General features: G+C 71.4%; 21 protein-coding genes. 15 read left to right on the forward strand and 6 right to left on the reverse strand.

All coding sequences use genetic code 11. From position 1 onward, the window contains the following. Nucleotides 1-6: 6 nt before the first annotated feature. The 3 genes from ACZ5PB_RS22880 to ACZ5PB_RS22890 all read left to right on the forward strand — a co-directional run bounded on the left by ACZ5PB_RS22880 (nucleotide 7) and on the right by ACZ5PB_RS22890 (nucleotide 1,363). Nucleotides 7-354 carry a VOC family protein gene (locus ACZ5PB_RS22880; RefSeq protein WP_468693555.1) on the forward strand — a complete coding sequence of 116 codons (348 nt, stop codon included), beginning with the start codon at nucleotides 7-9 and terminating at the stop codon, nucleotides 352-354. Between the two features lie 113 nt (nucleotides 355-467). Next, entirely contained in the window at nucleotides 468-677 is a 210-nt protein-coding gene (locus ACZ5PB_RS22885) for a hypothetical protein (RefSeq protein WP_468693556.1), read from the forward strand. Nucleotides 678-856: 179 nt separating this feature from the next. Then, the gene (locus tag ACZ5PB_RS22890) at nucleotides 857-1,363 is read left to right on the forward strand and encodes a MarR family winged helix-turn-helix transcriptional regulator (RefSeq protein ID WP_468693557.1); all 507 of its coding nucleotides are present in this window, start codon (nucleotides 857-859) and stop codon (nucleotides 1,361-1,363) included. 6 nt (nucleotides 1,364-1,369) lie between these two features. Here ACZ5PB_RS22890 and ACZ5PB_RS22895 read toward each other — a convergent pair whose 3' ends face one another. Continuing rightward, on the reverse strand, nucleotides 1,370-1,585 hold the full coding sequence (locus tag ACZ5PB_RS22895) for an SHOCT domain-containing protein (RefSeq protein ID WP_468693558.1): 216 nt from the start codon (nucleotides 1,583-1,585) through the stop codon (nucleotides 1,370-1,372). Between the two features lie 60 nt (nucleotides 1,586-1,645). Between ACZ5PB_RS22895 and ACZ5PB_RS22900 the strand changes: the two genes are divergently transcribed. From ACZ5PB_RS22900 to ACZ5PB_RS22920, 5 genes are all read left to right on the forward strand, one after another. Continuing rightward, nucleotides 1,646-1,819: a hypothetical protein gene (locus ACZ5PB_RS22900; RefSeq protein WP_468693559.1), complete on the forward strand. Its 174-nt coding sequence runs from the start codon at nucleotides 1,646-1,648 to the stop codon at nucleotides 1,817-1,819. A 237-nt stretch (nucleotides 1,820-2,056) separates the two neighbouring features. Further along, nucleotides 2,057-2,554: a DUF7144 family membrane protein gene (locus tag ACZ5PB_RS22905; RefSeq protein WP_468693560.1), complete on the forward strand. Its 498-nt coding sequence runs from the start codon at nucleotides 2,057-2,059 to the stop codon at nucleotides 2,552-2,554. A 49-nt stretch (nucleotides 2,555-2,603) separates the two neighbouring features. Further along, a complete protein-coding gene (locus ACZ5PB_RS22910) occupies nucleotides 2,604-3,902 on the forward strand; it encodes an ion channel protein (protein WP_468693561.1) in 1,299 nt (432 codons plus the stop codon). Nucleotides 3,903-3,974: 72 nt separating this feature from the next. After that, on the forward strand, nucleotides 3,975-4,190 hold the full coding sequence (locus ACZ5PB_RS22915) for a LapA family protein (RefSeq protein ID WP_468693562.1): 216 nt from the start codon (nucleotides 3,975-3,977) through the stop codon (nucleotides 4,188-4,190). A 116-nt stretch (nucleotides 4,191-4,306) separates the two neighbouring features. Then, entirely contained in the window at nucleotides 4,307-4,849 is a 543-nt protein-coding gene (locus ACZ5PB_RS22920) for a hypothetical protein (protein ID WP_468693563.1), read from the forward strand. Between the two features lie 36 nt (nucleotides 4,850-4,885). On the opposite strand, the gene eno is transcribed toward ACZ5PB_RS22920, so the two are convergent. Further along, the gene (eno, locus tag ACZ5PB_RS22925) at nucleotides 4,886-6,166 is read right to left on the reverse strand and encodes a phosphopyruvate hydratase (RefSeq protein ID WP_468693564.1); all 1,281 of its coding nucleotides are present in this window, start codon (nucleotides 6,164-6,166) and stop codon (nucleotides 4,886-4,888) included. A gap of 180 nt (nucleotides 6,167-6,346) precedes the next feature. Between eno and ACZ5PB_RS22930 the strand changes: the two genes are divergently transcribed. After that, entirely contained in the window at nucleotides 6,347-6,769 is a 423-nt protein-coding gene (locus tag ACZ5PB_RS22930; RefSeq protein ID WP_468693565.1) for a MarR family winged helix-turn-helix transcriptional regulator, read from the forward strand. Nucleotides 6,770-6,794: 25 nt separating this feature from the next. Here the strand turns inward: ACZ5PB_RS22930 and ACZ5PB_RS22935 are convergent, their stop codons facing one another. Then, nucleotides 6,795-7,520, reverse strand: coding sequence for an NAD(P)-dependent oxidoreductase (locus tag ACZ5PB_RS22935; RefSeq protein WP_468693566.1), 726 nt, complete (start codon nucleotides 7,518-7,520; stop codon nucleotides 6,795-6,797). Between the two features lie 133 nt (nucleotides 7,521-7,653). Here ACZ5PB_RS22935 and ACZ5PB_RS22940 point away from each other — a divergent pair, with 133 nt between their 5' ends. The 4 genes from ACZ5PB_RS22940 to ACZ5PB_RS22955 all read left to right on the forward strand — a co-directional run bounded on the left by ACZ5PB_RS22940 (nucleotide 7,654) and on the right by ACZ5PB_RS22955 (nucleotide 10,545). Further along, entirely contained in the window at nucleotides 7,654-8,325 is a 672-nt protein-coding gene (locus ACZ5PB_RS22940) for a TetR/AcrR family transcriptional regulator (protein ID WP_468693567.1), read from the forward strand. A gap of 70 nt (nucleotides 8,326-8,395) precedes the next feature. Then, nucleotides 8,396-8,767: a hypothetical protein gene (locus ACZ5PB_RS22945; RefSeq protein ID WP_468693568.1), complete on the forward strand. Its 372-nt coding sequence runs from the start codon at nucleotides 8,396-8,398 to the stop codon at nucleotides 8,765-8,767. 84 nt (nucleotides 8,768-8,851) lie between these two features. Beyond that, complete coding sequence (locus tag ACZ5PB_RS22950; RefSeq protein WP_468693569.1) at nucleotides 8,852-9,730, forward strand: alpha/beta fold hydrolase; 879 nt, start codon at nucleotides 8,852-8,854, stop codon at nucleotides 9,728-9,730. Nucleotides 9,731-9,792: 62 nt separating this feature from the next. Beyond that, the gene (locus ACZ5PB_RS22955) at nucleotides 9,793-10,545 is read left to right on the forward strand and encodes a YqjF family protein (RefSeq protein ID WP_468693570.1); all 753 of its coding nucleotides are present in this window, start codon (nucleotides 9,793-9,795) and stop codon (nucleotides 10,543-10,545) included. Nucleotides 10,546-10,617: 72 nt separating this feature from the next. On the opposite strand, the gene ACZ5PB_RS22960 is transcribed toward ACZ5PB_RS22955, so the two are convergent. Both ACZ5PB_RS22960 and ACZ5PB_RS22965 read right to left on the reverse strand, forming a co-directional pair. Beyond that, a complete protein-coding gene (locus tag ACZ5PB_RS22960; RefSeq protein WP_468693571.1) occupies nucleotides 10,618-11,613 on the reverse strand; it encodes an SGNH/GDSL hydrolase family protein in 996 nt (331 codons plus the stop codon). After that, nucleotides 11,610-12,788, reverse strand: a complete 1,179-nt coding sequence (locus tag ACZ5PB_RS22965) for a beta propeller repeat protein (RefSeq protein WP_468693572.1) — start codon at nucleotides 12,786-12,788, stop codon at nucleotides 11,610-11,612. Before ACZ5PB_RS22965 ends, ACZ5PB_RS22960 begins: the two co-directional genes overlap by 4 nt. Before the next feature lie 241 nt (nucleotides 12,789-13,029). On the opposite strand from ACZ5PB_RS22965, the gene ACZ5PB_RS22970 reads away from it, so the two are divergent. Then, on the forward strand, nucleotides 13,030-13,479 hold the full coding sequence (locus ACZ5PB_RS22970) for a CU044_2847 family protein (RefSeq protein ID WP_468693573.1): 450 nt from the start codon (nucleotides 13,030-13,032) through the stop codon (nucleotides 13,477-13,479). Next, on the forward strand, nucleotides 13,479-16,400 hold the full coding sequence (locus tag ACZ5PB_RS22975) for an nSTAND1 domain-containing NTPase (RefSeq protein WP_468693574.1): 2,922 nt from the start codon (nucleotides 13,479-13,481) through the stop codon (nucleotides 16,398-16,400). Before ACZ5PB_RS22970 ends, ACZ5PB_RS22975 begins: the two co-directional genes overlap by 1 nt. A gap of 14 nt (nucleotides 16,401-16,414) precedes the next feature. Here ACZ5PB_RS22975 and glgX read toward each other — a convergent pair whose 3' ends face one another. Further along, nucleotides 16,415-18,529 carry a glycogen debranching protein GlgX gene (gene glgX / locus ACZ5PB_RS22980; RefSeq protein ID WP_468693575.1) on the reverse strand — a complete coding sequence of 705 codons (2,115 nt, stop codon included), beginning with the start codon at nucleotides 18,527-18,529 and terminating at the stop codon, nucleotides 16,415-16,417. Nucleotides 18,530-18,565: the final 36 nt, after the last annotated feature.

An 18,565-nucleotide genomic window follows, 5' to 3' on the forward strand; every position in this document is an offset into this window, starting at 1 on the left:
GCTCTGATGGCCGTTCGTCGCGTGGTGCCCAATATCCATTCCGGCGCCCTGGAGGAAAGCCGGGACTTCTACGGCCTGTTGGGCTTCGAGGAGGTCATGAACCATGGCTGGATCATGACCCTCGCCTCGCCGTCCGCCCCCGCCGCGCAGATCAGTGTGATGGCGGACGACAAGACCGCGCCGGTCAGCCCCGACATGAGCGTCGAGGTGGACGACGTGGACGCGGCCTATGCGGCGGTGCTCGACAGTGGTGCGGAGATCGTGCATCCGTTGCGGGACGAGGAGTGGGGAGTGCGCCGGTTCTTCGTACGGGACCCGAGCGGGCGGGTGGTCAACGTCCTCGGCCACCGGTAGGGGCACGAATCCGGCCGTGATCGTCCGGATTGCGGCTTCCCCCTCGGTGTACGCCTTCCCTATCGTGAAGCGAGCACACTCAAGCAACCACAGTCGTACAGGGGGTGAGACCGGTGGACTTCACCGAGATAGCCGTCGCTCTGATCACAACCGGCCCCGCCTACATCGCGGTCTGGTGGGCGGTACGCAAGGACCAGAAGGGGCACGCACAGACGCCCGCGCCGTGCGCGGCAGCCGCTCGGCACGTGCCGTGCGAGCAGTGCGAGGTCCAGGAGGCCGACCGCTCGCCGGGCTACATGACGGCTTGGGCACTGGCTGCCTAACCCGATCTGTGCGTACGTGTGCGTGCTTATGCGTACTGGTAGTTGATGACTTCGGCGGGCTCGTCACCATTTCCTTCTGGTGGCGGGCCCGTTTCGCGTGCTGTCCACCGGCACCGCTCCCACCTGTTCAGCCTTGATAATCTCAACGTTGAGAAGGTAGCTACTGAGGGAGTGACGCGATGAGCGATGCCGTGGACGCGATCATCGGGCAGTGGGTCGCGGAGCGCCCCGATCTGGAGGGCGACCTCTGGCCGGTGCAGCTCTTCGCCCGGGTGCAGCGGTTGGGCCAGGTGGTCGACAAGTCCGCGAAGGCGGTTGCCGCCACCTACGGCGTGGAGCGCGGCGAGTTCGACGTACTCACCACTCTCCAGCGTTCCGGGCCGCCCTACGCGCTCACCGCTGGCGCCTTCATCAAGGCGTCCATGGTGACGTCCGGCGCGATCACCAACCGCATCGACAAGATGGAGGCCAAGGGCCTGGTCGAGCGGGTACGGGACGGCGCCGACCGGCGCACCGTCAAGATCCGCCTCACCGAGCACGGCCACGAGGTCACCCGCGCCGCCTTCGCCGGACATCTGGCGAACTACGCGAACCTGCTCGCCGACGTGGACCGCGAACAGGTCCAGAAGGCCGCCGACCAGCTCCGGAAGGTGCTGGAGACGCTGGGCGACACCAGTATCAAGTAGTCCTCGTCAGGACTTGAGGACGCGGGCCTTCTCCACCGCGAACTCCTCGTCCGTCAGCAGCCCTTGGGCCTTGAGGTCGGCGAGTGCGGTGAGCTGGACGGAGCCGTCGGTCGCCTTCTTGACGAAGGTCAGGTCCAGGACGCGCACGGTTTCGTTCTGCTGGAGTTCGCACAGTGCGGGGACGATGTCGCCGTTGAAGCGATTGCCGTCGAAGGCGACCACTGCGCTGACGCTTCGCGCGGTGTGTGCGACGGGCGGCCGAGGAACAGTGGTGGAGCCAAGGTGTCCGCCGGCACCGACGGGACGGCGCCCGTCTGGCGGCGGGCCACGCTGCTGACCGGGTGGGCGGTGGTCATGGTCACGACGTACTTCCTGCTCCCGCTGAGGGTGTTCGGCGGGCGCCGGCCGGTCCTGACCGGAGCGGAACCAGGCCGGTGTGGATCACCGCCGGGCTGATGTGCCTGACGGTCCTGCTCTTCGCCGGGGCGTACTTCGCGGCCCGGGGAGTTCACCGGGCTGACCAACCGGGTGGACCCGCTCTACTTCACCGTCATCACGCTCGCCACCGTCGGCTGCAGTCGCGGTCCGAGCGGCACGAACCGTGAGCTCACCCGAACGGCGCACGCCGGGTCGCTGCCCGCTCGGCCGAGAACCAGGCTCGGAGTCCCTTCCCGTCATGCATGGAGGTCGACCATGAGCACCACGACACCCGGCCCCGGCCCCGGCCCTACTCCCGACCCCGGCTCCGGCTGGGGTCCGGGTCCCGGCGCCGACAGGGCGGCGCCCCCGCCGGGCGACTACGACAGCAGCGCTGCCTGGGCGTCCGGCGGCACGATGTTCGCCGGGGTCCTGATGCTGGTCGAGGGCATCTTCGGGGTGCTCGGCGGGATCACCGCCATCGCCGAGGACGACGTGTACACCCGGGTCGGCGACTACGTGTACAAGTTCAACCTCACGACCTGGGGCTGGATCCACCTGATCCTGGGCATCGTCGTGGCCGTCGCAGGCTGGGGCATCCTCAAGGGCGCGGCGTGGGCGCGGGGCTTCGGCATCGGGATGGCGGCGCTGGTCATGGTCGCGCAGTTCCTGTGGCTGCCCTACCAGCCGCTCTGGGCGCTCATCTCGATCGCGCTCGCCGTCTTCGTGATCTGGGCGCTGTGCACCGATCGCGGACGTACGTCCATGGAGTGACCTCGGTCCCGACTCCGTCCCGGCCCCTCCTGCTCCGGAGCGAGGAACGATGACCAGCCCCCCGGCGTCCGCCCCCTCGTCCACGCCCGCGCCCCCGACGAGTCGGCTCTGGCCGCCCCAGGCCCGTGTCCTGTTCCCGCAGGTGCTGCCCGCGTTGCTGATCGGCGTCGGGTGCAGCCTGGTGCTGATCGCGATCAGCTGGGTCGCCGAGCGGTTGCAGGACCTGCTGTGGGACGTACTGCCCGACGGCCTCGGCATCTCGGGGACCTCGGCGGGGTGGACGCTGACGGTGCTGACCGCCGCCGGGGTGGTCGTGGGGCTGATCGTGTGGCGGTTCCCGGGGCGTACGGGGCCCGACCCGGCCACCCGTGGGCTGATCGACCCGCCGCTGCCGGTGTGGATCCTGCCGGGCATCGCCCTGGCCACCGTCATCGGCCTCGCGGGCGGGGTCAGTCTCGGCCCCGAGAACCCCATCACCACGATCAACATCGCGCTCGCCTGCGCACTGGGCATGCGGGCCATGCCTCATACGTCTGCCGCGTCCTGGGTCTCGCTGGCCGCTGCCGGGACCGTCGGCGCGCTGTTCGGGACGCCGGTGGCCGCCGCCCTGATCCTCTCCGAGATCGTGGTCGGCGCCGATCCGCGACCGCTGTGGGACCGGCTGTTCGCGCCGCTGGTGGCCGCCGGCGCGGGCGCGCTGACCACGGTGTTCCTCGCGAGCCCCTCGGTGGCCCTGAACATCGCCCCCTACCCCGGGGCCCGGCTGATCGACATCGTCTCCGCGATGGCCATCGCCTCGGCCGCCGCCCTCGTCGGGCTGGTGGCCGTGTACGTGTTTCCGTACCTCCACCGGCTCTTCCGGAAGCTCGGCCACCCCGTGGTCATGCTGACCGTCGGCGGGCTCGTCCTGGGCGGACTGGGCGTGCTCGGCGGCCAGTTGACGCTCTTCAAGGGGCTGGAGGAGATGAAGGAGCTGTCTGCCCACCCGGAGGAACACGGTGCCGCGAACCTGCTGCTGCTCGCCGCGGTGAAGCTGGTGGCACTCCTGGTGGCCGCCTCGTGCGGGTTCCAGGGCGGGCGGATCTTCCCCGCCGTCTTCGTCGGGGTGGCGCTCGGCATGCTCGCGCACTCCCTCGTCGACGCGGTGCCCATCGCGCTGGCCGTCACCACCGCCACTCTGGGTCTCCTCCTCGCGACCACGCGACAGGGGTGGCTGAGCCTGTTCGTGGCCGCGGCACTCGTCACCGACCTCGAACTGCTGCCACTGCTGTGCGTGGCGCTGCTGCCAGCGTGGCTGCTGGTCACCGGCCGTCCCGAGATGCTGGTCCCGGAGGGGGAAGCCACCTGACACCTGCCACCTGCCACCTGCCATCCGGCCGGACGCCCTCCACACCTCGACCCAACTGCCCCAAGGAGTGCCATGCCCCTTCCCAAATCGCCCCGGGACGTCTCCCCGCGCCTGATCGCGGGGATCGTCATCGCCGCGCTGGCCCTCTGGTTCGTCCTCATCAACACGAGCACCGCACGCATCCACTTCTGGTTCTTCTGGGCGTCGGCACCCATGTGGTTCGTCCTCGCCGTCACCTTCGCCGCCGGTGCGGCGACGACGATGCTCCTGGCCCGCCGCAAGAAGTAGCCCCCCTCCGGCTCCCCGGCTCCCCGAGGGGGCGGACGCATGCATGCCAAGTACGGCTGATCCACTGGGTACAGTCCGCATCGCATCCGCAGTCCGCCGCCGAAGGGGAATCACGCATGTTCCGCGACACGTCCTGGGACCCGGCTCCCGCCAGAGGGACCTTCCGGCTGACCGCGCAGTTCCTGCTGACCGTCGTGTACGCGCCCCTGCACTGGCTGTTCTGGGCGGTGCTCGCGGTGACGGTGGTCGTGGTGGGCATGTTCCTGGAGCTGATCACCTGGATACCCGGGGTGGAGAAGGGGCTGCTGAAGGGCGTGGACGCGCTGTTCGGCGCCATACCCCTGTGGCCGCTCTGGTTCGTCACCCTGCCCGAGCTGCGGCACGAGGGCGACGAGGCCTTCTACCGGGAGCGGGTGGAGCGCCGGTTGACCGCGCCGCTGAAGGCGAAGACCCCGCCGAGGGAGATCGACATACCGCACCGCGCGTACCGTGCGGTGGGGGCCGGTTACGTGGCCGGGGCCGCGCCCGTGCACGGCTGGGAGCTCCACCCGGACAAGCCGTTCGACCCCAGGCGCGAGGTAAAGCTGCTGCGTCCGCCGGTGCCGGCCGGTGCGGCGCCCTCGGGGCAGGACGGCGCAGCACCGCCCGGCACCCACTAGCGGCCCGGCGGGGTCGCCTCGGGGATTACCTCGCGGTTACCTAGGGCGCAGCGCCGACATACCCGCGTACTGTGCGCTCTCGCCCAACTGCTCCTCGATGCGCAGGAGTTGGTTGTACTTCGCGGTGCGGTCGGAGCGGGACAGCGAGCCGGTCTTGATCTGGCCGCAGCCGGTCGCCACCGCGAGGTCGGCGATGGTGGTGTCCTCGGTCTCGCCGGAGCGGTGGGACATCACGACAGTGTAGCCGGCGCGGTGGGCGGCGTTGACTGTGGCGAGGGATTCCGTCAGGATGCCGATCTGGTTGACCTTCACCAGCACCGAGTTGGCGACGCCCGAGGCGATGCCCTCGCGCAGCAGGTTCTCGTTGGTGCAGAAGACGTCGTCGCCGGTGAGCTGGCAGCGCGCGCCGACCCGGGCCGTGAGGTCCTGCCAGCCCGCGAGGTCGTCCTCCGCCATCGGGTCCTCGATCGACACGATGGGATAGGCGTCGATCAACTTGGCCAGGTAGTCGGCCTGTTCGGCCGGAGTGCGACGCACTCCCTCGCCCGCGTAGTCGTAGACGCCGTCGCGGAAGAACTCGGAGGAGGCCGGGTCCATCACCAGGCCGACGTCCGTGCCCGGCCGGTATCCCGAGCGCTCGACGGCCGCCACGACGAAGTCGAGTGCCTCTTCGGCGGTCCGCAGCGACGGTGCGAAACCTCCCTCGTCGCCCACGCCCGTGGAGTGGCCGGCGGCGAGCAGGTCGCGGCGCAGGGTGTGGAAGATCTCCGACCCGATCCGTACGGCCTCGCCGAACGTCCCCGCGCCGATCGGGGCGATCATGAACTCCTGGAAGTCCAGCGGATTGTCGGCGTGCGCGCCCCCGTTGACGATGTTCATCATCGGTACGGGGAGCAGTCGGGCGTCCGAACCGCCGAGGTAGCGGTAGAGCGGCAGCCGGTGGGCGGCCGCCGCGGCCTTCGCCGTCGCCAGGGAGACGCCGAGGATCGCGTTGGCGCCGAGGCGGGACTTGGTGTCGGTGCCGTCCGTGGCGACGAGTACGGCGTCGAGCCCGGCCTGGTCCTCCGCGTCGCGGCCGGTGACGGCTTCGGCGAGCTCGGTGTTGACGTGGCGGACGGCGAGGTCGACGCCCTTGCCGTGCCAGCGCGCGGGGTCGCCGTCCCGGAGTTCGACGGCCTCACGGGCGCCGGTGGAGGCGCCGGAGGGAACGGTGGCCCGGCCGAGTGATCCGTCCGCCAGCTCGACGTCCACCTCGACGGTGGGATTGCCCCTGCTGTCGAGGACGTGGCGGCCGATGACGGAGGTAATGGCGGTCATGGGAGTCCTTCACGTGGTGGCATGCCGAGGTCCGGCTGCGACGACGGTGGCGCTGGGCCCGGCGAAACGAGACTCTACAGCAATGCTGCACAGTCCTGCTGAACAGTTCCGCTGAACAGTTGTGCTGAACAGTCGTGCTGCGCAGATGAGCTGTGCAGCCGGGCTGCGTTAAAGTGCGGTATGCCCCTCCCGGAATCCGCCGCCGTCGCGGCCGAACTGCGTACCGCGATCGGAAAGCTCACGCGTCGCGTGAAGCTGGAGGACCGGATGCCGGTCGGCCAGGTCGCCGTCCTCGGCACCCTGGACCGTAGCGGCGCCATGACCACCAGCGACCTCGCGGCCGACCAGCGGGTGCGCCCGCAGTCCATGGCACGCGCCGTCGGACTGCTCATGGAGCAGGGCCTGATCACCCGCACCGCCCACCCGACCGACGGCCGCAAGAGCCTGGTCGACCTCTCGGCAGCGGGACGCGCCCTCCTGGAGGAGGCCCGCGAGCGCAGGGCGGACTGGCTGGCGCGGGCGATCGAGGCGGAACTCACGGAAGAGGAACGGGAGTTGCTGTCCCGAGGCATCGACCTGATGGAACGCCTCGCGACCCACTGACCTGCCTCTCACCCGAACTGCCCCTCTAGGCTTGGCCGTTCGCGATCCCCGCATGCGCGAGCGCGCTCTCCGTGCGGCAGCCGACGATCGCCGGGGCCTCCCGTACGAGGGTGTCGTCGGTGATCGCCGCCACCATGAAGAGGGCGAAGTCGGTGCGGCGGGTGAGGTTGCTCGCCAGGACCGGGTCGCCCACGTGGCGGCTCCACACCGGCAGACCCTCGCTTTCGCCCTCCTCCAGGGTGCTGCCGCGCACCACGGTCCAGCGGGTGTCGCTGGCGAACACCCGTCGGCACGCCTCCACTTGGTCGTCGAGCTCGAAGGCGCGGGCCAGTTTGGCCAGTACGGTGGCGGCCCGCACGCCCGTACGGAACAGCCAGGAGTACGTGTCCTTGCCGTCGAGCGTGATGTGCCAGCCGCAGGAGAAGACCAGGCGCGCACCGGGCCGCGCGTGGTCGAGCACCGCCTGTGCCGTGCCGGAGGAGTACTGCCGTACGCCGCGGGGGACCAGCACCGTCAGCACTCCGTCGCATCCGGCGACCGCCCGCCGGATCACCTCCGGGTCGTCCGGCCGGCCGGGGACCACGGTCATCCGGCCTTCGTACGCGGCCAGTTTGGGCACACTGCTCTCGCGGCACACGCCGACCACCTCGTAGCCGCGCTCCAGTGCGTGCCCGATCATGTACTGGCCCAGCTTGCCCGAGGCCCCGACGATGCAGACCTTCTTCGTCCCGTTGATCCGATCCGTGCCCATGGAGCGACCCCTTTTCGCAGAAGTGCCGATGTACCGATGTGCCGTCGTGCTGACCTTATGGTGTAAGGCAAGCTAGCCTTATGGCGTAAGGCAGTCAATGAATCGGACAACGGCCGAGAACAAAGGCGGGCGTATGGGCAAGAAAACGGCGGGACGCGTTCCGCTCAGTCGCGACCGGGTGATCCGTGCGGCGGTGGCACTCGCGGACGCGAAGGGGTCCGCCGCGCTCACCATGCGGGCCATCGCCGAGCCACTGGGCGTCGAGGCCATGTCGCTCTACCACCACGTGGCGGGCCGGGAGGACATCCTCGACGGCATGGTGGACGCGGTGTTCGGCGAGATCGAACTGCCGCCGCGCGACACGGACTGGAAGAGCGCCGTGCGCCACCGCGCGCACTCCGCCCGGACCGTGCTCGGGCGCCATCCGTGGGCCGTCGGTCTGCTGGACTCACGCTCCCGGCCCGGCCCGGCGACCCTGCGCCACCACGACGCGGTCATCGGCACGCTGCGCACCGGGGGCTTCTCGGTCCCGATGGCGGCGCACGCCGTGTCGCTGATCGACAGTTACCTGTACGGGTTCGTGCTCCAGGAGCTGAGCCTGCCGTTCCGGGGCGCGGCCGAACAGGACGAGGTCACCGGCGCCATCCTCGCGGCGATGCCCGCCGACACCTATCCGTACCTAGCCGAACTGGCCACCGAGCAGGTGCAGAAGCCGGGTTACGACCACGGCGAGGAGTTCGCCTTCGGTCTCACCGTCATCCTCGACGCACTGCACCCGGACCTCACGCCCCACCCGCCCGTCTGAGTACCTCACGCCCGTTCACCTGAGTACCCGCCCCGATTACCCGCCGGTACGCAGCTGTTGGAATCAGGGCATGACCCCCACGACGAGCTCGGCCGACGCCCCCGCCGCGAACCGCCCGCACCTGCGCCGCGTGACCACCGCCGGTACCGCGCTCGCGGTCGCCATCGGCCCGCTGGTGGTCGGGGTGCTGGTGGCCAAGGGGATGGCGGCCGATCCGCACGCCCCCGTCAACGCCCTGTTCACCGGCGGCGGTCAGCGCGTCGCGCTCCCCCGGGGCGAGTGGAGACGCCGCCGGCACGCGACGGCACACCGGCTGCGGTCGGCCGGCCGAGGCACCGCCCGGCGCTGTGCCGCCGTGTGCGGGCGGCCGGGGCCGGGGTCGCGGCTCATGCTCGATCTAGAATCGAGAAGAAGTTCGAGAAGATCGCGCAATGACCGATGATTTCCGGCTCGGTCCGCGGTCTACCCATCAACAGGACACCACAACAGGGCACAACCCGCGCCCATCACCTCCGAGGAGCCGGCCATGACCGAAGCAGAGACCCGCACGCTGTCCGTTCCGGGAGCCACCCTGACCTACGACGTCCGCAGGGGCAACGGCCCGGCGGACGACGGATCCGTGCTGATGCTCATCGGATCGCCGATGGACGCCTCCGGATTCGTCACGCTGGCCTCCCACTTCACCGACCGTACGGTCGTCACCTACGACCCGCGCGGTGTCGGCCGCAGCACCCTCGACGACGACTCTGCCGAGCTGCTGCCGCAGGAGCACGCCGAGGACCTGCGGAGCGTCATCGAGGCGGTCGGCGCGGACGCGGTGGACCTGTTCGCGAGCAGCGGCGGGGCGGTCAACGCGCTCGCCCTGGTGACGGCCCACCCCGGCCTGGTCCGTACCCTCGTCGCCCACGAGCCGCCCGTCGCCCGGGCGCTCCCAGACCACGAGACGGCGCTGGCCGCCTGCGAGGCCGTCCGGACCGCCTACCACAGTGCCGGATTCGGCACCGGGATGGCCAAGTTCATCGCCCTGACCTCGCACAAGGGCCCGTTCCCCGCCGACTGGGCGGACCAGCCCGGTCCTTCCGCCGCCGACTTCGGCATGCCCACCGAGGACGACGGCTCGCGCAACGACCCGCTGCTCGGCCAGAACATGCGCGGCTGTACGGGATACCAGCCCGACTACGCCGCGCTGCGCGCCGCCGCCACCCGCATCGTGATCGCGGCGGGGCGGGAGTCCGAGGGCGAGCTCCCCGCCCGGGCCGCCGCCGGAGTGGCCGAGGCGCTGGGCGCAGCGCCGACGGTGTTCCCGAGCCACCACGCCGGTTTCCTGGGCGGCGAGTTCGGCCAGCAGGGCGAGCCGGTGGAGTTCGCGAAGACCCTGCGGCACGTACTGGACGACGAGAGCTGAGAGGGAAACCGGAGGAAGGAAAAGCGGTCCTGCGCCCGGCTCCCCGCTGACATGCTGGTGCCGTGCAGGAACCCACGTCCGTCACCCGTGACGCACCCATCGCCGTACGCACCCCGCTGCTGACGCAACAGTGGCTCGATCTCGCCTTCCTCCACTGGGCGGTCGCGCCCGAGTCGGTGGCGGGGCTGCTGCCGCGCGGCACCTTCCCCGACACGCACGAAGGGGCCACGTACGTCGGGCTCGTGGCCTTCCGGATGCACCGGGTGGGGTGGCTGGGGCTGCCCGGGGTGCCGTACCTCGGGACCTTCCCCGAGACCAATGTGCGGCTGTACTCGGTGGACGAGCACGGGCGGCGCGGGGTGGTCTTCCGGTCGATGGACGCCGCCCGGCTGATTCCGGTGGCGATGGGGCGGGTGGGGTTCCGGCTGCCGTACCTGTGGTCGCGGATGTCGGTACGTACCGTCGGGGACGAGGTCACGTACACCAGCTCCCGGCGCTGGCCCGGGCCGCGCGGCGCCCGCAGCCGGATCACCGTACGGACCGGTGAACCCATCGCAGAACCAACCGAGTTGGAGCACTTCCTCACCGCGCGCTGGGGGATGCACAACGCCTTCTTCGGCGCCGCCGCCTACCTCCCGAACCACCATCCGCGCTGGCCCCTGCACCGCGCCGAGCTGATCGACTGCGAGGAGGACCTGATCGTCGCGGCCGGCCTCCCCGCGCCGGGCGGACCACCGGTCAGCGTCCTGTACTCACCCGGAGTGCCGGTCCGACTGGGCCGCCCGGCGCGCCCTGCGGGTATCCCCACTCCCTAGGTGTCCGGTCCCTAGGTGTCCGGTCCCTAGGTGTCCGGTCCCTAGGTGTCCGGTCAGGACTCCGCGCCGCCGTCAGCCGATCTTCCGTACGTACGAGTCGACGGTCGTGGCGATCGCCTTGGTGTAGCGGGCGATTCCCGGTGAGTGCACCGGGCACGGCTGGGGCTTCGGAGTGGTCGGGGCCTGGCAGAAGTGCAGGGGGTCGTCGTCCCTGTGCAGGGTGGCCAGGCCGTTGCCGCAGTCGTTCGGGCGGGCGCGCTCCTCGTCGGTGCAGGGGAGCCGCTGCTGCCAGGTGTACCTGGCGCCCGGGGCGCTCACCGTGCCTCCCGCGTCGGAGACGGTGTCGCCGGTGGCCGAGGCCTGGGCCTGGTACAGCTCGTTGACCCGGCGGGTACGGTCCGCCGAGAACGCGTCGGGGCCCTGGAGCACCCAGACGATGCGCGGCCGGGGGATCCCGGCGGATGCGGCCGCCGCTCCGATCTGGGCGGTGAGGGTGTCGGCGTCCTTCGCGTAGCGGTCGTAGTACGCGGGCGAGCCCTGCGGGATGTTGTCCATGCAGGGGGTGAAGCCCCAGGAGTTGCCCCAGAACTGGAGGACGACCACCCGGGGCCGGTGCGTCTTGACCAGCGCCGCCGCCTTGTCCTGCGGCGGTACGAGGGAGTCGACGGCCCGCCCGGTGAGGTAGTCGCAGAGGGTCGTGCCCGAGTACGGGGCGCTGTGCACGGTCGCCCGGCCGGTGGCGGCGACCTTTTCGCCCAGCACCACTTGGCTCTCCATGGCGAGGGAGTCGCCGAGGTAGAGCACCGGGTACTTCTCGCGGGGCAGGGGTTTGGGTTTGGGTTTCGGTTTGGGGGCTGTTTGTGGAGGTGGCGTACGGGGGTCCCTCGCTGCCCGGGGTACGTCGTCGGGCCGCGCGGAACCGGCTGCCTCCGGGAGCCCCGGCCGGGCCGCCGCCACGACCCCCGGGCCCGGCGGGTCTTCGGCGGGCGCGTCCGGGACGCCCGTACAGCCCGTGATCCACAGCAGGGCGGCCACGCCCAGTGCTGCGGCGTGTCTCCGACGGGTCATCCTGCGAGCCGTTCCGCGTACGCCGTCGTCGGCGGCGCGGGGGTGGGGCTCGTCAGGCCCACGGACCAGAACTCGGTGGTGCCGGGGACGGCCGTCACGTCGTTCAGGTACGGGGCGGGAGCCGCTCCCGCCGGGCCCCGTACGGTGACCCAGGCGTTGCCCTCGCGGCGCAGATAGGTGCTGCGGGCCTGGTCGCGGTAGTTCCAGCCGGAGATCCAGGCGGCGCGGCCCTGGGTGTCGGCCGCGATCGCGCTGAGTGCGCCGACGTTGAAGTCGAGCGTGGCGTGGGTCCAGGCGGTGCCGTCGAAGTGGGCGAGGACGGGGCTGCCGGGGCGGCCAGGGGGTCCGCCGATGCCGAGTTCGGTGCCCACGGCCCAGACGTCGTTCGGCCCGGCCGCGTGGAGGTCGCCGATGCTCGTGCGCAGGCCGCCGAGGGCGGGCAGGACCGTCCAGGACGTCCCGTTCCAGCGGGCCGCGAATCCCGACCAGCCCCCGCCGTTCGGGCGGTCGCCGCACACCCACACCTGGCCCGCGGACCGTACGACCCGGTACAGGTTGGCGTCGGCGGCGGGCAGCGGCGCGAGCCACTTCCAGGTCGTGCCGGAGCGGTGCAGCAGTCCGGCGGCGCCGCCCCGGGTGCCGCCCACCCAGACGCGGCCGTCCGGGCACATCGCCACCGAGTGCAGCATGACGCCGGATTCGCCCCGGCCGGGGAAGGTCGCTTCGCGCCAGGTGGTGCCGTCCCAGCGCAGGAGGGGGCTCGCGCTCCCCGAGGGCAGTCCGACGCACCAGGCCGAGGTGGCGCTCACCCCGGCCACGTCGCTGAACCTGCCGGGGTAGTCCAGATGGGACAGGTCGGTCTGGGCCCAGGCGGTGCCGTTCCAGTGGGCGGCCAGCGCCCGGCCTCCCGACGATCCGGCGCGGGCCTGTTCGCCGACGGCCCAGGCCTGGTTCGGACCGGCGACGGAGATGCGGCGCAGCTGTGAGGCGGGGGTCCCGCCGGGGACCGGTACGGACTGCCAGTCCTGCGCCCGTACGGCGGGCCCGTCCGCCGGGGCGGCCGGGGCGCCGGCCGCGCGTGCCGACCCGGAGGCGAGCAGTGCGCCGGGCACCACCGCGGCCGCCGCCGCCAGTAATCGTCGTCGTCCCACCACGGGGTTCACGGGGCTTGTCACTACGGGGCCGCCTTCCACCGAAAGGTCCGCACAGGGTCCGCACAAGGAGGACCACAGTGGACCGTTCACACCCCGGCGATCTAGTGACCTGAGTGACAAAAACTCCTCAACTCCGTCACCAATGTGTGGGGTTGGGCGGGTGGGGTGCGTGTTGCGGGTGGGTGCATCCGGGGTTCGCCGGGATCCGGCGGAATCCGCCGGACCTGTTCTGGTCCGGCCGTCGCCGTGTGAACATGTGGGAATGTCGGAGCTCGTACGCATTCCGCTGGCCGGCGGGGACTTCCTGATGGCAGAGGTCGACCGGGTGGACATTCCCCGGGATTCGGTGGTCCTGGCCTCTCCCGAACCCGGGAGAGCCGTCGCCCAGGCGACCAGGTCCCTCGAATCGAGCCTGGCGTCCCTGCGGCCCGCACTGGACACACTCACCCGCACCCTCCAGGCGATGGCGCCCGACGGCTTCCAGGTGGAGTTCGGCGTGAAGCTGGGCGGGGAGACGGGCGTGATCCTCGCCAAGGGCACGGCCGAGGTGCACTTCACGGTCAACGTCACCTGGAACCGGCAGCCGGAGACGGTCCCGACGGCACCAGCGGCACCAGCGGCACCAGCGACAGCGACTGCACCAGCGGCAGCGGCAGCGGCAGCGGCAGCGGCAGCGACTGCACCGGCGCCCCCGGCGGCCGAGCCCGGCTGATGGAGGCCTCGGGTGCCGCGATCGTACGGTTCAGGGCGGTCGCCTCCGAGGAGGTCGTGGGGTACGGCGTGCTGGTCGACGACACCCACGTGGTCACCTGCGCGCACGTCGTCAACGCCGTGCTCGGGCGCGAGCTGCGCTGCCCGGACCCGGCGCTCGGGCGGGTCGTCCGGCTCGAATTCCCGCTGCTCGCACAGCTCACCGAGCACGCCCCCGAGCGCCGGGCCCGGGTGGACGCGTGGGCGCCGCCCGGGGACGCCTTCGACGGCCTGGACGTCGCGGGGCTGACCCTGGTCGGCGAGCCACGGCCGGTGGGTGCCATTCCGGTGCCGCTCGCCGCCTCGTCCGAGCCCGCCGGTGAGGTGCTGATGTACGGCCCCGTACCCGGCCGCCCCGGCGGATGGGTGGCCGGGCGGCTGCGTCCGTCGGTCACCCAGTACCGCCAACAGCTCGACCAGGACGGGCACGGCGCGCACGTCGCGCAGCCCGGCTTCAGCGGCACCCCCATCGTTGACCCGGGCGCGAACCGGGTGCTCGGCATCCTGGTGGCGACGGCGCAGGGCCGCGGGGACACCGATGTGTACGCGGTCCCCGTGCCCGGCATCATCGCGGCCTGGCCCGCCGTCCTCGCGCCGCTGCCGCCGTCCCCGTACAAGGGACTTGAGTCCTTCGGCGAGAGCGACGCCCATCTGTACTTCGGGCGGTCCGCCATGACCCGGCGGCTGGTGGCCGTCGTCGACGAGCAGGGGCTGGTGCCGGTCGTCGGCGCCTCCGGGGTCGGCAAGTCGTCGCTGGCGCACGCGGGCCTGCTGCCCGGGCTGGCCGCGGGTGTCACCTCGTGGACGTTCGTCTCGGTGCGGCCCCGGCCGAACCTGACCGCCGCGCTGGCCGCCGGATTCGCCCGCGCGCTCGGCGCGCGGCATCCGGTGCCGCTCGCCGAACTCGAAGGCTGGCGAGCCAAGTTGGCCGTCGACGGGCTGCTCCCTGCCGCCGAAATGCTGCTCGCGGCGACCGGTGCGGAGCGGCTGCTGTTGGTGATCGACCAGTTCGAGGAGGCGGTCGACGGTTCGCCGGAGAGCCGCAGGCTGCTGTCCCAGTTCGACGCGTTCGCGGACCGGGCGCACTCCCCCGTGGTGGCCGTGCTGACCCTGCGGGAGGACGCCTTCGGTGAACTCTTCGTCGGGCAGGGCGAGTTCGGCGAGCTGCTGCGGCGCACCGCGATCGCCCTGCCGGGGATGGACGCGGACGAGCTGCGCGAGGCGATCGTCGCCCCGGCCGCGCTGCACGGCGTCACCCTGCACGACGGTCTGGTATGGGAGCTGATCTCGACCGTCGGCGGGCGGCCGGGCGCACTCCCCCTGCTGGAGTTCACCCTGTCCCGCATGTGGGCGACGCTGCGCGGCGGCCGGAAACGGCTCTCCTTCGACGCGTACGAGGAGATCGGCCGGCTCGACGGGGCGCTGGCGGAGTACGCGGACGGGGTGCTTGAGGGGCTCGGGGCCGCCGAACAGGCCGACGTACGGCGGCTGTTCCTGGCCCAACTGGTCTCGGCGGACCAGCCGGACGCCCGGCGGGTGGCGCGCCGGGAGGAGATGCCGCCGGCCCAGTGGTCGGTGGCGGTGCGGCTCGCCAATGAGCGGCTGCTGACGGTCGGGCGGGGGCCCGACGGTGCGGAGACGGTGGAGGTGGTGCACGAGGCACTGCTGCGGGCGTGGCAGACGTTGCAGGTGTGGCTCACGGAGGAGGAGCCCTTCCGGAAGTGGCGGCAGTTGCTGACGTACGCGATGAGGCCGGGTGCGGGGCAGTCCGACGGGGAGCAGGCGGGCGGCGGGGTCCTGACGGGCCCGCTGCTGGTGGACTCCGAGCGGTGGCTGGCGGAGCGCCCCGCCGACCTCACCGCCGAGGAGCGCTTCTTCATCGACGACAGCCGCGCCCGTCAGGAGCAGGAGGAGACCCGCTACCGCACCCTGTTCCAGCTGTCGCTGGCCCGCACCCTGAGCTCGGCCGCCGAGCGCGCCACGGATCCGACGGTCGCGCTGCTGCTGGCCGTCGAGTCCCTGGACCGCGCCCCGGAACCGGCCACGCAGACCCAGGTGCGCAACTGCCTGGCCCGGCTCGGCGCGAGCCAGACGGAGCGGGTCGACGCACGCCCGTACGCGGTGGAGTTCGCCCGTATGGGGCGGCGCATCGGGCTGGCGCGCGGGCCCGTGTATCTGCGCTCGCCGCACGAGCCGTGGCTGACCGGGATCGACTGCACCCTGGCTGTCGACCACCGCCGCCAGCTGGTGGTGCACTGGACCGACACCCAGCGGACGGTCCAGCTCAGACTGTCGGCGCCGGTCGCGATCGCGGCCTGCACCAAGGACCTCGGAGTGATCTGCGTCGGCACCGAGTACGGCGAGTTGCGGCTCTTCCGGATGGACCGGGCCGATGCGTTCGCCGAGGCCCGCTGGCAGGTCAGGCTGCCGGAGGCCGCCACCTGTGTCTCGCTGGACGCCGGGGGCCACCGGGTGGCGGTCAGTTGTGACGACGGCGTCACCCGGGTGCTCGACGTCGACGGCGAGGGGCGGGAACTGCTGTCCCTGCCGTCACCGGGCTACATCACGGACGTCGACTTCAGCGCGGACGGGCGGTGGCTCGCCACCGTGGGCGGGGACGGTCTTGTGACGGTGTGGGACTCGGTCCGGCGGCGCGTGACCTGCTCGGCTCCTCAGGCCGGCGGCGGCAGCCTGGCCTTCACGGCGGACGGCGCCCATGTGGTGCTGCCCTCGTGGAGTGACGACAACGACCCTTCTCCCGCTGCCCAGTTGCTGCCGCTGACCGCCGCTCCGCTGGCCGCACTGGCCCGGCGGGCGGCGGGCCGTTCGCTCACCAACGGGGAGTGGCAGGTGCATGTGGGGACCGGGCTGGACGGGGAGTGAGCCGGTCTTGAGGATCACGAGGGCTGCCGGAGCACCCGCAGTGAGTGCCCCTTGAGCAGAAGCCGCCAACCCGCACGCACTCGGATCGGCGGCGAGCCGGTGTCCGGGTCCCGGCCGGTGTCCACGACGGTCTCCCAGTCGCCGCCGTGTCCCGCCGGGACGAGGAACTCCCCTTCCCCGGGAGCGGAGTTGAACATCAACGCGAAGGAGTCGTCCGACTGGCGCTGACCGCGTTCCGTGGGCTCGTTGATCGCCTCCCCGTTGAGGAACATCGTCAGTGCCCCGACCGGCTCGGCCCAGCTCTCCCCCAGTTCACTTCCGTCCGGGGCGTACCAGGCCACGTCCGGCAGCTCACCGCGACTGCCCCTGACCGGCCTGCCGCGCAGGAAGCGGCGCCGTCTGAACACCGGGTGGTCGTGCCGCAACTGGACCAACTTTTTTGTGAAAGCCCAGAGTTCACCTTCTTCGCCGGGTTCGGGCCAGCGCGTCCAGGTCACTTCGTTGTCCTGGCAGTAGGCGTGGTTGTTCCCGTACTGGGTGCGTCCCAGCTCGTCGCCGTGCGCCAGGAGGGGTACGCCCTGGGAGAGGAGCAGGGTGGCGAGGAAGTTGCGCTGCTGGCGGGCCCGTAGGTCCAGCACCTCCTGGTCGTCGGTCTCGCCCTCCGTACCGCAGTTCCAGGAGCGGTTGTCGCTGTCGCCGTCCCAGTTGTCGTCGCCGTTGGCCTCGTTGTGCCGGGTGTCGTACGAGACGAGGTCGCGCAGTGTGAAGCCGTCGTGACAGGTGATCAGGTTGATGGAGGCCAGGGGGCGGCGGCCGTCGTCCTGGTAGAGGTCGGGGGATCCGGTGAGCCGGTCCTTGAGTTCGTGGAGAGGGACGGAGGCCCCGCGCCAGAAGTCCCGTACGGTCTGCCGGTAGCGGACGTTCCACTCGGTCCACAGCGGCGGGAACCGGCCGACCATGTAGCCGCTCTGTCCGATGTCCCAGGGCTCGGCGATCAGTTTGACCTGGCTGACCACGGGGTCCTGCTGGACGAGGCCGAAGAACGACGACAGCCGGTCCACGTCGTGGAAGGTCCGCGCGAGGGTGGCCGCCTGGTCGAAGCGGAACCCGTCGACGTGCATCTCGGTCACCCAGTAACGCAGCGAGTCCAGGATCATCTGGAGGGTGTGCGGGCTGCGCATGAGGAGGCTGTTGCCCGCGCCCGTGGTGTCAATGTAGAGCCGGGGGTCGCCGTCCCGCAGCCGGTAGTACGAGGCGTTGTCCAGGCCCCGGAACGACAGGGTGGGGCCCAGCATGCCGCCTTCCCCGGAGTGGCTGTAGGCGACGTCGAGGATCACCTCGATGCCCTCCCGGTGCAGGGCCCGCACCAGTTGCTTGAACTCGGTCACCTGCTCGCCCCGGTCCCCGCGAGCCGCGTAGGCGTTGTGCGGGGCGAAGAATCCGATGGTGTTGTAGCCCCAGTACTCGGTGAGCCCGGACTCCACCAGCCACTGGTCCGGCACGAACTGCTGGACGGGCATCAGCTCCACCGCCGTGACGCCGAGCTCCACCAGGTGCGAAACGACCGCCGGGTGCGCGAGCCCCGCGTAGGTGCCGCGCAGTTCGTCGGGCAGTTCCGGGTGCAGCATCGTCAGGCCCTTGACGTGGGCCTCGTAGAGCACCGTGCGGTGGTACTCGGTGCGCGGGGGCCGGTCGTCGCCCCAGTCGAAGTAGGGGTTGACGACCACCGCCGCCATCGTGAAGGGGGCGCTGTCCAAGTCGTTCCTGCGGGTGGGCGGCGGGGCGGCGGGGTCGTAGCCGTAGAGCGCCCGGTCCCAGGAGAGCGAGCCCGCGATCGCCTTCGCGTACGGGTCGAGGAGCAGCTTGGCCGGGTTGCACCAGTGCCCCCTCTGGGGCTCGTACGGCCCGTGCACACGGAAGCCGTAGCGCTGGCCCGGCACGATGCCGGGCAGATAGGCGTGCCGTACGAACGCGTCGGCCTCGCGCAGTTCGACGTCCGTCTCGGAGCCGTCGTCGTGCAGCAGGCACAGCTCGATGCGTTCGGCGGCCTCGGAGAAGACCGCGAAGTTGGTTCCCGCACCGTCGTACGTCGCACCCAGCGGATATGCCTGCCCCGGCCAGACTTCCATGGTTCGAGGCTACGCCGCCGCTGCCGGTCGGGAGGG

The organism is Streptomyces sp. NPDC032721, from assembly GCF_055579625.1.

What these genes read in the sequence shown, in the direction of transcription:
- ACZ5PB_RS22880 (WP_468693555.1), top strand. Translation starts at nt 7, where the DNA reads ATGGCCGTTCGTCGCGTGGTGCCCAATATCCATTCCGGCGCCCTGGAG.
- ACZ5PB_RS22890 (WP_468693557.1), top strand. Translation starts at nt 857, where the DNA reads ATGAGCGATGCCGTGGACGCGATCATCGGGCAGTGGGTCGCGGAGCGC.
- ACZ5PB_RS22905 (WP_468693560.1), top strand. Translation starts at nt 2,057, where the DNA reads ATGAGCACCACGACACCCGGCCCCGGCCCCGGCCCTACTCCCGACCCC.
- ACZ5PB_RS22910 (WP_468693561.1), top strand. Translation starts at nt 2,604, where the DNA reads ATGACCAGCCCCCCGGCGTCCGCCCCCTCGTCCACGCCCGCGCCCCCG.
- ACZ5PB_RS22915 (WP_468693562.1), top strand. Translation starts at nt 3,975, where the DNA reads ATGCCCCTTCCCAAATCGCCCCGGGACGTCTCCCCGCGCCTGATCGCG.
- ACZ5PB_RS22920 (WP_468693563.1), top strand. Translation starts at nt 4,307, where the DNA reads ATGTTCCGCGACACGTCCTGGGACCCGGCTCCCGCCAGAGGGACCTTC.
- eno (WP_468693564.1), bottom strand. Translation starts at nt 6,166, where the DNA reads ATGACCGCCATTACCTCCGTCATCGGCCGCCACGTCCTCGACAGCAGG.
- ACZ5PB_RS22930 (WP_468693565.1), top strand. Translation starts at nt 6,347, where the DNA reads ATGCCCCTCCCGGAATCCGCCGCCGTCGCGGCCGAACTGCGTACCGCG.
- ACZ5PB_RS22935 (WP_468693566.1), bottom strand. Translation starts at nt 7,520, where the DNA reads ATGGGCACGGATCGGATCAACGGGACGAAGAAGGTCTGCATCGTCGGG.
- ACZ5PB_RS22940 (WP_468693567.1), top strand. Translation starts at nt 7,654, where the DNA reads ATGGGCAAGAAAACGGCGGGACGCGTTCCGCTCAGTCGCGACCGGGTG.
- ACZ5PB_RS22945 (WP_468693568.1), top strand. Translation starts at nt 8,396, where the DNA reads ATGACCCCCACGACGAGCTCGGCCGACGCCCCCGCCGCGAACCGCCCG.
- ACZ5PB_RS22950 (WP_468693569.1), top strand. Translation starts at nt 8,852, where the DNA reads ATGACCGAAGCAGAGACCCGCACGCTGTCCGTTCCGGGAGCCACCCTG.
- ACZ5PB_RS22960 (WP_468693571.1), bottom strand. Translation starts at nt 11,613, where the DNA reads ATGACCCGTCGGAGACACGCCGCAGCACTGGGCGTGGCCGCCCTGCTG.
- ACZ5PB_RS22970 (WP_468693573.1), top strand. Translation starts at nt 13,030, where the DNA reads ATGTCGGAGCTCGTACGCATTCCGCTGGCCGGCGGGGACTTCCTGATG.
- ACZ5PB_RS22975 (WP_468693574.1), top strand. Translation starts at nt 13,479, where the DNA reads ATGGAGGCCTCGGGTGCCGCGATCGTACGGTTCAGGGCGGTCGCCTCC.
- glgX (WP_468693575.1), bottom strand. Translation starts at nt 18,529, where the DNA reads ATGGAAGTCTGGCCGGGGCAGGCATATCCGCTGGGTGCGACGTACGAC.